The 13,106-nt window shown below is 64.7% G+C and carries 1 protein-coding gene; it reads left to right on the top strand.

Features of this window, described 5'->3' with window-relative positions; all coding sequences use genetic code 11:
- Window positions 1-137 precede the first annotated feature (137 nt).
- Window positions 138-13,106: a type I polyketide synthase gene (locus tag J3U88_RS08345; RefSeq protein WP_207858242.1), complete on the top strand. Its 12,969-nt coding sequence runs from the start codon at window positions 138-140 to the stop codon at window positions 13,104-13,106.

The following is a 13,106-nucleotide window of genomic DNA, read 5'->3' as shown; positions in this document are numbered from 1 at the left end:
CCGGTTATCGGCCGGGGACATGACTTCCTACTGCTATCAGCTCAGCTCGTATTTGTATGCCTCCGGCCGCTGTTCCCCGCGGCCACCAGGTCGCGCTTAAAGCGACCGCCCAATCCTATTCTTGAGGAGCCGCCGACATGGGTGCCAAACCAACACAACCCTCTTCGATTCCCCACACCACCGAAGCCTTTGAAAAAGACCTCGTCTTCGAACGCGAACCCCTGCTCAACGACCACCTCGTACACGGGGACGGGGTCCTGCCCGCCGCCGCCCAACTGGAAATGGCCCTGACCACGGCCCGCGCCGTTTGGGGTGGTGCCGTCTGCCTGCGCAACATCGTTTTCCAACAAGGGCTGGTGGTCAAACCCGGCCAAACCATGACCCTGCGTTTGATTCAAACCAAACGCGACAACAGCGGCTCCTTCGAAATCCTCGCCCGTCAAGGCGAAGGCCCATGGCAAAGCTGCACCACCGGCACGGTCGAACCCATGACGGCGCCCCAACCCGAGGCCCGCAACATTGAACAACTGCACCGCGCCTGCACGGAACAACGCGACCCGGCCGAATACTACCGCTTCTACAACGGCCACGGCATTCAATACGGTCCCCTGTTCCGCGTGATCCGCGCCATGGCCCACAACGACAACCAAACCCTGAACCAGTTGGAAACCAGCGGTTGCGACCGCCTTAACGACGAACACTTCCTGTTGCATCCCTGCCTGATGGACGGCGCCCTGCAAAGCCTCGCCGGCCTGATCCCAACCGACAGCGCGCTCACCCTGCCGTTCACCATCAAACGGTTGCGTGTATACGACCGTGTCAACGGCCTGGTACGGGTCTGGGCCGAGGCCCAGCGCCGCCACGGCGACGGAAGCCTCTCCGGCAACGTGCAACTGCTCGGCGAAGACGGCCGCATTTTGGCCGAAGCCGAGGGCGTATTCCTTAAAGCGGTGCCCAAAACGCAAGCGGTCGTCGATACGGCGGCCTGGCACCACACCTTGACCTGGGAAACCGGCGCAACCCTTTCGACCCGTCCCCTGCCCGCCGGCCGCTGGTTGGTTTTTGACAACGAACAGTTCTGGTGCACCCAACTCAGCCATCGCCTTCGCGAAAGCGGCGCCGAGGTAATCAGCATCCGTCGCGGCAAAAAATTTCGCTATGCCGCGAATGAAGGCCGGGTCGTCCCCGGTGAACGGGCCCACCTGCAGGCCTTGCGCGAACAGATCGGCGCCCAACCCCTCGGCGAACAGCCTTTCGCCGGCCTGATTTTCACCTGGCAGGAAGAAAACGCGACCTGCAGCGACGCACTGGCACTGGCACAGATCGCCGCGGTCTTCGGTCAAGGCGCCGCCAAACCCGCCGAACTCTGGGTACTGACCCAGCAAGGGCAACCCATCGGCGAACGCCGGCACATCGCCCTCGCCGCCGGCGCCAACATCGGCCTGGCCCGCGTGATCCGCGCCGAAATGCCGCGCCTCACCTGCCGCGCCGTCGACCTCCCCGCCGAGGAACCCGCCGAAGCAGCCTGGCGCGAAATCAGCGGCAACGGCACGGCCGCCGAGGTCGTCATCCGCGACGGCAAACGCCTGTTGCCACGAATCACCGCCCACACGCCTGCCGGCGAAAGCAACCCGGTCCGCAAAGACGGCATTTACCTGATCACCGGCGGCATGGGCGGGATCGGTTTGGAAATCGCACGCACCTTGGCCGAAAACGGTGCCCGCACTTTGGTATTGGTCAACCGCAGCCCGCTGCCCGCCCAATCGGAATGGCCCGCGATTGCCGCCGACAAAAACCACCGCGATCATCAGAAAATCACCGCGCTGCAAGCGCTCACCGCCGCCGGCAAAACCGTGGTTCCGGTCGCCCTCGACATCAGCGACAGCAACGCCGTGGGCGACCTGGTTCGCAAGGTGGTCAATCATTTCGGCAACCTCAACGGCGTGGTCCACGCGGCCGGTGTCTTGCGCGACGGCCTGATCCAGCAAATCAAAGCCGACGACTGGCACACCGTGTTCGCACCCAAACTGAGCGGCGCCCTCGCCCTGGCCCAAGCCTGCGACAAGCTGGAACTCGACTTCTTCACGATGTTCTCTTCCGCCACCTCGGTCTACGGCAACCTCGGTCAAGGTACCTACGCCGCCGCCAACGCCGCGCTCGACGCGCTCGCCTACCAACTGCGTGCCGCCGGCGTAAAGGCCACGGCGCTGAACTGGAGTCTGTGGTCGGAAGTCGGCATGGGCACCGACCTGGTCGCCGAAATCAACAAACGCGGCTTCCAAGCCATCGACAACCGCACCGGATTGGCTTTGTTTGCTGCCGCGGTCGGCGACAACGCAGCCCAACATGTGTTTGCCCAATTCAGCGGCGAAGCAATCCATCTCGAAGCCGAACAGCTCGCCGCCGTGCAAGCCGCCGCACCAACCGCGCCGGCGGCACCGGCGGTACCCGTCGTCGCCGACAAAACCAGCGTCCGCCGCGCCTTGTGCGCGGTACTCGCCGCCGGTCTGAAAATGGAAACGGACGATTTCGAACTGGACTCCGAGTTCGGCCAATTCGGCATCGACTCCATCCTTTCCGTCCGCCTCGCGGGCGACATCGGCAGCCATTTCAACGTGGAACTCGGCCCCACCACCTTCTACCAATACGCCACGGTGGGCGAGCTGGTCGACGCGCTGGTCGACGAGTTTCAGGTGACTTTGCCAGGGGCTGAGCCGGCACAAGCCGCGGAGGAGACGGTTGTTGAAACGGAGGTTGAAGAACCAACCGCCGCGGAACCCCAAACCGCCTCACCATCCACCAGCCAAGCCTCGGTCGGCATGGTGTTTGACTTGATGGGTGTCCCCGAACAAACCGCGTCGGAAACCCAAGCCAAAACGCCCCAACAACAAACCGGCGGCATCGTTTCTTTCGATCCGGTTCAACCCGAACCCGCCGCGACACAACAAGAAACGGTCAAAGAAGCGCCGGTCACGATTACCGCCGTCGAACCCACGAACGAGACTGAAGACAACCCGGACAGCGATGCAATAGCCGTGATCGGCATGGCCGGCCGGTTCCCCGGCGCGGGCGACATCGACAGTTTTTGGCAAAACCTGCGCAACGGGGTCGACGCCGTCGGCGAGGTACCGAAGGAACGTTGGGACGTGGATCGTTGGTTCTCCACCGACCCCACCGCCGAGAACAGCACCTACAGCCGGTGGGGCGGCTTTTTGGATGAAATCGACCGCTTCGATCCCGAGTTCTTCCGCATTTCTCCCCGTGAAGCCAAGTGGATGGATCCCCAGCAACGGTTGCTGCTCGAGGTCGCCTGGGAAGCCTGTGAACACGCGGGTTACGCGGGCGGCACGCTCTCCCAAGGCAAAACCGGCGTTTACATCGCGGCCAGTTACCAACACTACCGCGACGCCATCGGCCTAAACAACGTCGACGTCTACTCCGGGCTCGGCAACCTCAACGCCATCCTCGCCAACCGCCTCTCCTACGCCTTCGGCCTGAACGGCCCCTGCATGACCGTCGACACCTTGTGTTCCTCTTCCCTGGTGGCCATCCATCTCGCCATGCAGAGCTTGCGCCGCAATGAATCCGACTACGTCCTGGTCGGCGGCGTCCACGCCGCGCTGAGTTCTTGGTACTACCGCTCACTCAGCCGCCTCAAGGCGCTTTCGCCCAACGGCCGCTGCGCCACCTTCGACAGCGAGGCCGACGGTTATGTCCCCGGCGAAGGCGTTGCCGTCACCCTGCTGAAACGCTTGGATCGCGCTGTCGCCGACGGCGACGCAATTTACGGCGTCTTGCGCGGCGCCGCGGTTAACCACGGCGGTCGCGCGGGCGGTTTCACCGTGCCCCGCGTCGAAGCCCAGGTCCAGGTGATTCAAGACGCCTTGCGCGACGCCAAAACCCAACCGGAGGAACTGAGTTATGTCGAGGCCCACGGCACCGGCACCGCGCTCGGCGATCCCATCGAGGTACAGGGCCTGACCCGCGCCTTTGATTCGGAACGGCGCCAGTTCTGCGCGTTGGGTTCGGTCAAATCCAACCTCGGTCACTTGGAACCCGCCGCCGGCATGGCGGGCTTGGTAAAGGTCTTGAAGTCGATGGAGGCCAGTGAGTTGCCACCCAGCCTGCACGTGCAAGCGCCCAACCCGAAAATCCATTTCGAGAACACCCCCTTCTACATCAACAACCGCTTGAGCAAATGGCGCGCGGCCAAAAAAGTCGCCGGCATCAGCGCCTTCGGCATGGGCGGCGTCAACGCCCACGTGGTGATTGAAGAGGCGCCCGGTGTCGCGCCCCGTGAACACAAAGACGGCGCCCGCGTGTTCGTACTCTCGGCCCGCTCACCCGAGGCCTTAACCCGCATGAGCGAAAACATGGCTGGTTGGCTGGAATCGAACAAGCCGCGGCACCTGGAAGACGTGTTTTTCACGGCCAACACCGGCCGCGGTCGCTACGAATACCGCCTGGCGGTAGTCTGCCAAAACCCGGTGCTGCTCGCCAAACACCTGCGCGCCGTTTCCGATGACCCCGCCGTCTTCCTCTCGCCCGATGACGAACCCAAAAAACGCGACGCCCACCAACGCGCCATCCAGCACCTGCTTTCCCACGCCGACCACAACCAACTGAAACGCTGGTGTCGCGGTACCCGCTGGGAAGACCGTTTCCTGCCCATGCTCGCCAAAGCCACGGTCAAGAAACAGGATCGCGTCGCCACCTTGCGGGTCTTGGCGCTGCTGTTCGTGAACGGGGTCGACATCGATTGGGAGGCCTACGAGCGCGACACCGCCGCTGAATACGGCCAACAACCGCGCCGCATCGCGCTGCCGACCTATCCGTTTGAACGCCGTCGCTTCCACATCGAACCGGAAGAGGATCGCCCCCAAACCGCGGAACCCGCCGCCGGCCTGCACCTGCTGATCGACCGGGCCTGCGCGGACCTGGAAGGCGCGCGTTTCCGCAAAACCTTTAGCAGCGCCGCTGACGCCTTGCTCGCCAACCACCAACTGTTCGGCCAAGCCGTGTTGCCCGCCGCCGCGGTGATGGAAATGGTGCTGGCCGCCGCGCGCCGCCTCAACCATCCCAACCACCAACTTCACGACCTGCTGCTGCGCCACCCCATCGTCGATCAGGAAGGCGGCTTAGAAGTCGACCTCGCCGTCAAACGGGCCGAGAACAACGCGCTCCAGTTCCGGCTCACCTCGGATGAGGGACGTCGTGAACACGCTCGCGGTCGCTTGGTGGAAGGCGGCTTGTCGCAAAGCCGTATCGACCTCGACAGCACCCGTGCCGGCCACAACCACAAGGTCGACACCATCGCGGTCACCAATTGGCTCGTCGAACGCGGCCTCGCCGTCGGCCCGATGTTGACCCATTGGGTCAGCCTCGCCACCGGCGACAACGGGTTCCTGCTGGAACTCGACCTGGGCGCCGACCTCCCGGAAGACGTACGTCTGGCGATTGCGGTCGACAACGGCCTGCGCGCCTTCGCGGCCCTCACCCAACAACGGGAACCCGACCTGGAAGCCATCCCGGTCCCCTACAGCTTCAGCCAAACCCAGGTTGGCGAGTTGGCCGCCATTCAGGGTCGCCTGTTCCTTGTCGGCCGCCGCGACAGCCACGGCGCCGGCGGCATGACCCTGTGCGACGAACAAGGCCGCGTCCTGCTCGAAATGGAAGGCATCGGCTTCCGCGCCCCGATGAAACGCACCTCAGCCACCGAGGTCCCCACCACGGCGGTTGTTGAAGCGGAAATGGACGCCGAGGGCGCGCTCCTGCGCCGCACCTGGCAATCCGCACCGGTCACGGCGGCAACCCGAGATCCCGAGGGTTTGCACCTCGTCTTCCGCGGCAACGACCCCCTCGCCTCACGCATCGTTGCCGGCCTGCGCCGCGGTGGCACCGAGGTGATCGAGGTCGGTGAGGCCAGACAGTTCCACGCCGGCGGCAACCACTTCAGCATCAACCGCGGCGATGCCAACCATTACTCCCGCCTCTGTGCCGAACTCAAACAACGCGATCTGCAACCCGCCGCAATCCTGGTCCTGCTCTGTGAGGACAGCCGCGGCGAAGACGGCAACGCGATCGCCGACCTCTTCCTGCTGGTTCAGGCCATGCTGCAACACTACGGCGGCCAAGCGCTTGAGTTCCGCCTGGTCACCACCGGCGGCGCGTTGATCCACGGTGAAAGCGGCGCCGACGATCCCGTTCAAAGTTTCCTCGACAACCTGCTCAAGGCCATGAACGCCGAGGTGCCCGAAGGTGGCGGCGAAGCACTGCTCAGCAGCCAAAATCCCCACCACGTCGCCCGCCACTTGATGCGCGAGGCCTTGTATCCGGCCTCGGTCGTCCTGCTCGACCCGGCCCACGCCGGCGCCCACGGCCTGCTCGCGGTGCTCGCCAACGAGGCGCCCTCCTGGCAATGTAGCGCGGTTTCGCTTTCCTCCGCCGACCGCAACGAACTGTTGGCCCCGCTGCTCGACGAACTGAGCCGACCGGTCAACGAGGTGGAGGTCGCGCTGCGCGGCAACGCCCGTCTGGTGCCCAAACTCGAAGTGATCGCGGATACGGTCGGCGACGAACTGAACCTGGTTCAGCGCGGTGTCTACCTGATCACCGGCGGCCTCGGCGGGGTCGGTCTTGAAGTAGCCCGCTGGTTGGCCCGCGCCGCCAAAGCCCGACTCGCCCTGGTCAGCCGTCGCGGCTTGCCCGAGGACGCCGGCCACCCGGTCCACGCCGCCATGCGCGACATGCAAGCCCTCGGCGGCGAGGTCACCGTCTTCCGCGGCGACGTCACCGACCCGCAATCGATGCGGGCCGTCTTCGACGAGGTCGAAACCCGCTTCGGCGGCGTCGACGGGGTCTTCCACGCCGCGGGTGTTGTTCGCGACGGTCTGCTGAAGGGCAAAAAACCCGAGGACTTCGGCGCGGTGATCGACCCCAAGGTCGAAGGCACCCTGACCCTCGACCGCCTCACCCGCGAACGCAATACACAACTGCTCGTGTTGTTCTCCTCGCTCTCCGCGATCACCGGCAACATCGGCCAAGGCGACTACGCCGCCGCCAACCGATTCATGGACGCGGTTGCCTACCGCCGCGTTCAGGCCGGTTACCCCACGCTCAGCATTAACTGGGGCCTTTGGGGTGGGGTCGGCATGGGTGCCGAATTGGCAGCCACCACCCGAGCGCGCGGTTACGAACCCCTGACCACCAGCGAGGCCCTGGAAGCGCTGCGCGTCGGCTTGATCCTCGGCGGCCCCAACTTGGTGGTGCCGGGACGGCGTTTGGCCGCGGGACAGCCGCCCCAACCGGTCCGGCAACACATTAATCCCGGTTTGGAGCACAAGGAAGCGTTGCAAATGGTGTGTGCCGTCCTGCAGGAACACCTGGAAATGGACCGCATCAACACGCGCCGCCCCTTCCTCGAACTGGGTCTGGATTCAATCCTCGCCGTCAAGCTGGTGGATGACCTCAGCCGCCGCCTAGAGCTGACCTTGCCGCCCACCTTGTTCTTCGACTACGCCAACGCGGAACGCCTGGCCGATGCGTTGATCAAGCTGGTGCCCGCCAAACCCGCCGCCGTTGCGGAACCGGCGGCACCCCAAGCCGCGGCGCCGGCGGCAACCATCCCGCGCGCTCCACTGGCCAACCACATCAGCGACATTGTCTGCCGCCACCTCGAGTTGGAGCGCAACCGCTTTAACCGCAAGCGCCCCTTCCTGGAACTGGGTCTCGACTCGATCCTGGCCGTCAAAATGGTGGACGACTTACAACCGCTCAGCCAAGCAAGCCTGCCCCCCACCTTGTTCTTTGACTACGCAAACGTTGAGAAACTCAGCGATGCCTTAATCGAACACTTCGGCGTCACTTTCGGCGCGCCGGATCCCGTGCCCGCCCCGGCCGTGCAAACCCCGGCACCGGTCGCGAAAAAACCACGCGCACAGGAACCAATCGTTTCCCAACCACAACCCAAGCTGGCAACACCGGTGAAACCGGTGGGACCAGTAGCAACACCGGCGAAACAGAGCGCGAAAAATGTCAAACTGAGCGCGCCGCAACGCCTGCCGCAACGGGAGGCGGGCGTCGCCTCCGGCGGGAAAGCCGTGGCCGTCATCGGCATGGCGGGCCGTTTCCCCGGCGCGTCGAACCTGGTCGACTTTTGGCGCAACCTGGCCGAGGGCAGCGAAACCGTGGCAGACATCCCCAAACAGCGCTGGGACATCGACGCCTACTTCGACGCCGATCCCAACGCCCGCGACCGCATCTACACCAAACGCGGCGGGTTCCTCAACGACATCGACCAATTCGACGCCGCCTTCTTCCGCCTCTACCCCCGCGAGGCCGAGGTCATGGATCCCCAACAACGACTGGCGCTGGAATGTGCCTGGGAAACCTTGGAAAACGCCGGCTACGCACCGGACCAACTGGCCGCCCAACGCACCGGCATCTTCATCGGCGCCAGCTACAACCACTACCGCGAGCACCACATCGGTTCCATGCTCGACGCCTACTCCGGGCTCGGCAACCAAAACGCGATCCTCGCCAACCGTATCTCCTACTTCCTCGACCTGCGCGGCCCCTGTCTGACCGTCGACACCTTGTGCTCTTCCTCACTGACCGCCTTGCAGTTGGCCATCGAAAGCCTGCGCCGCGGCGAGTGCGACAGCGCCCTGGCGGGCGGCGTTCACGCGGGCCTCTCCCCCGCCTACTACCAATCCCTGTGCCGCCTGCGCGCCGTTTCTCCCGACGGCCGCTGCCACACCTTCTCCAAAGACGCCAACGGGTATGTCCCCGGTGAAGGCGCGGGCCTGGTGCTGCTGAAGTCACTGGACAAAGCGCTGGCGGACGGCGACCACATCCACGGTGTGATTCGCGGCATCGCGGTCAGCCACGGCGGCCAAACCAGCGGTTTGACCGTGCCCAGTTCCAGCGCCCAAGCCGAGTTGATCCGCCGCGCCCACGCCGACGCCGGCGTGAACCCCGCCTCGATCAGTTACGTGGAAACCCACGGCACCGGCACCTCGCTCGGCGACCCCATTGAAATCGCCGGCTTAACCCAGGCCTTTAGCGATCCCAATCCCAGCCAGGCACCCACGCCGCAGAGCTGCGCTGTCGGTTCGCTGAAATCCAACATCGGCCACCTGGAACCCGCCGCGGGCATCGCGGGATTGATCAAAGTCCTGCTTTGCTTGAAAGCCAAACAGATCCCGGCCAGCCTGCACGTCGATGAAATCAACCCGGCGCTCAGCCTGGAGAACAGCCCCTTCTACGTCAACACCCGCTTGCGCCCCTGGCGCGAACGGGACGGGGTACGCCGCGCAGGCTTGAGTTCCTTCGGCCTCGGCGGGGTCAACGGCCACCTCGTTTTAGAAGAAGCGCCCCTGCCGCAAGCGACCCGCAACAGCACCGAACGGCCACTGCACGTGTTGGCCTTGTCCGGCAAAAGCCGTCAGGCCTTGCGCGATCTGGCCGGCCGCTACGTGGAACAGGACTTGACCGACGCGGTCGCCGACCTCTGCTTCACGGCGGGCGCGGGTCGCGCCCACTTCGACCATCGCCTGGCGATCACGGCGGCCAACACCACCGAACTGCGAGAGAAATTACGGGCCTGGTTGCAACGGGGCCAAACCGCCAACAAGGAAACGGCCGACGGAAAACTGGCCTGGATCTTCACCGGTCAAGGCAGCCAGTGGCCCGACATGGGTCGCGGATTGTACGAAAACCACCCCGTTTTCCGCGCCACCCTGCAACAGTGCGCGACGGTCCTCGACCCCCTGCTTGAGGTACCCCTGCTCGACTTGCTCTACGGCGAACAGCACCGCGACCTGATCCACCAGACCGGCAACGCCCAACCCGCCTTGTTCGCGCTCGAATACGCGCTGTCGCAACTCTGGCGCGCTTGGGGTGTGGAACCCGACGCGGTTTTGGGTCACAGTCTCGGCGAATTCGTCGCGGCCACCGTGGCCGGGGTGCTCGACTTGGACGACGCCTTGCGCCTGGTCGCCGAACGGGGCCGCCTGATGCAATCGCTGCCCCTCAACCAAGGCGCCATGGTCACCATCGCCGCCGGCCCGGAGAAGGTGAAGCCCCTCCTGGTCGAGGAACCCATGCTCAGCATCGCCGCCCTCAACGGTCCAACCAACACCGTGGTTTCCGGCGATAAAGAAGCCTTGGCCCGCCTGACCGCACGCTGTAAACAACAGGCGTTGACGGTGGTTCCGCTGCGCGTCTCCCACGCCTTCCACTCACCGCTGATGGAACCCATCCTCGACGCGTTCCGCGCCGCCGCGGCCAAAGTCCAAAGCCGTGCCCCCCGCATGCCGCTGATTTCCAACCTGACCGGCTCACCGCTGGAGCAGGCACCCGACGCCGATTACTGGTGTCGCCACCTGCGCGGCGCGGTCGCCTTCAGCGACGGCATGCGCTGCCTGGCGGAGTCCGGCCACACGCGTTTCCTCGAAATCGGCCCGCACCCGGTGTTGGTCGGCATGGGTCGCAAGGTGTTGGGCGAAGGTTTTGCCTGGTACCACAGCCTCGAGCGGCGCGGCGGCGACTGGCGCGTCTTGCTCCAAAACGCGGCGGCCCTTTACGAGAGTGGTCAGTTCATCAACTGGGAAAACTTTGACGCACCCTACCAACGGCGCCGCGTCACCTTGCCCACCTATCCCTTCCAACGCAAACGCCTTTGGAAGGAAGCCACCGCGCGTCAGAAACAGGCAGCCCCCGCGGCAACGACGATTCCCGCCGCGGCGACAGCCGCCGCCATCGACTTGCCCGAGGCCGAGGGTTTCCGCCTGCACCAACCCAGTTGGCAGGCGGCCGCTCCCAGCGCCCACGGCTTGGTCGGCACCTGGTTCCTGCTCGACGGGGACGCCGGCAAAACCAACGTGTTGCGCGCTTTCCTGACCGCCGCCGACAACCGCGTGTTCAGCCGCAAGGCCTCGGCACTGGGTCGCACCGGCGAGGCGGCACGGTTTGACGCGGCCGCGCTGAAGGCGTTCGTCGCCGACATGGCCCGCGAAGGTGCGATTGGTTTGATGGTTCACGCCGACATCGCCGCCGATCTGGACGGCGAACAAGCAGCCTTGCCCCTGCTCCAACTGACCCGCGCTTTGCTTGCCGCCAAATTGACGGGCCTCAACGTGGCCGTGCTGACCGAACAAGAAACCACCAGCCATGATCTCAGCGCCGCGGTCGCCAATGCAATTGCCGCCGAGCACAACCCCTTCAATTGGAAAACCATCTGCCTCAGCCGCCAAGGCATCGTCGAAGCCTGCAGCCAAATTTGGTCGGCGGCGGGAACGGCGGACGGCAGCCGCGAGGTGCTCTTGCAGGAAGGCGGGATTTACCGCCGCGCCTGGGAAAGCAAACAGAACCACAACGAAACTACACCTTTGCGTCGCGGCGGCGTCTACATCGTCCCCGGCGGTTTGGGTGGCCTGGGTTACGCGGTGGCCTCGGATCTGCTCGAACGCTACCAAACCCGTCTGGTCATCAGCGGGCGGTCGGAAGTAAAGGAAACCGACGCGGCAACGGCAACCAACGACAAAGAACGCAGGCTGGCGGCCTTGCGCGCCAAGGGCGAGGTGAGCTACATCGCCGCCGACCTGAGCGACGCCGAGGCGGTCACCCGCCTGGTCAATACCGCCCGCCAAAGCTACGGCGCGGTTCACGGTGTCATTCACGCGGCCGGGGTCGCCGACGCACCGCGATCCCTGCGTGCCAAGGACGACACCCGCTTCCAACAAATTGTGTCGCCCAAGGTAACCGGCTCCAAGCTGCTCTACCAAGCCGCCGAACAAGCCGGCGCCGAGTTGGTGGTATGGTTCTCCTCGGTCTCCAGCTTGTGCCCGCTGCTCGCCAAGGGCATGAGCGATTACGCCGCCGCCAACGAATGGCAGAACCGCCACGCGCTGCGACCGCGCGAGGTCGGTGCACCCAAGGTGGTCAGCCTGGTGTGGCCGGAATGGCAAGGGACCGGTTTGTCGAAGGACCACAACCATGTGGGTCCCCTGCAAGCCATCAGCAGCACCGCCGGCGTGGCGGCCTTCTACCACGCCTTGGCCGAGGGTTCCCCCTGCCAGATCATCCTCAACCAGGACGATCCCATCAACGGCGACCGCTTCTTTAACTTGCCCGCACCCACGCATAAGATCGAAGCCAAACCGGAACCCATCACGGCCGCGCCGGCAACACCGACCCTTGCCCTCCAAGACCCGAGCAACACGGTCGATCTGGTACGCGGCGTGATGGCCGAGGTATTGAAGGTTGACGCCGAAGAGCTGGACCTGGACACCAACTTCGCCGAGATGGGCCTTGACTCGTTGCTGATTGCCGACACCGTCGCCGCGCTTGAAAAGCATTATGCGCAGCCAATTGAACCCCATGTGGTCATCAGCTATCCGACCTTGCGCAAGTTGGGCGGCTTCTGCGCCGAGCAATTCGGCTCCGCTCCGATTGAGAGCAGGCCACCCGCGCCGGTTCTCGCGGAAGGCCTCGTCACCGAAACACCCATCGCGGTTCCCAACGCGACGGCCCCGGTCATCCCCACCCCGGAACCGGCCGCGGCACAAGAAACGGATGGGGTGTTCTTGGTTCGCGACCTGATGGCCGAGGTGCTCAAGGTGGACGCTGAGGATTTGGCCCTGGACGACAACTTCGCGGAGATGGGGCTTGACTCGCTGCTCATTGCCGACACGGTTGCCGCGCTCGAGAAGCACTATGGGCAACCCATCGAACCCCATGTGGTCATCAGCTACCCCACCCTGCGCAAGTTGGGCGGCTTTTGCGCGGCGACCTTCGGGCCTCCCAACGAGGTCACCGCCGCGGCGCATCCACAACCGCAACCCGAAACCGAACCGACGACGGCGGTGATGCCGTCCCTAGAAACCGAAGCCATTCTCAAAGAATTGATCCGCCAAAACGCACCCAAAAGCCAACCCGTCGCCGAAGCGCCGGGCCCGGTCGCCGAACCGAGCCAGGAAGACGACGACATCCAAGACATTTTGCGCCGCCTGAAACACGGGGACTTGTCCCTGGACGACGCCGAACACGTGTTGCGGGACGGAGCGCAGGCAGAGAACAAACCATTGGAGGTAGGTACCTTATGA

It is taken from the genome of Acanthopleuribacter pedis (assembly GCF_017377855.1).
GTDB lineage: Bacteria > Acidobacteriota > Holophagae > Acanthopleuribacterales > Acanthopleuribacteraceae > Acanthopleuribacter > Acanthopleuribacter pedis.
The sequence above is the reverse complement of the archived record's forward strand: the minus strand, read 5'-3'. Positions and strand labels throughout refer to the sequence as shown.

What these genes read in the sequence shown, in the direction of transcription:
- J3U88_RS08345 (WP_207858242.1), top strand. Translation starts at nt 138, where the DNA reads ATGGGTGCCAAACCAACACAACCCTCTTCGATTCCCCACACCACCGAA.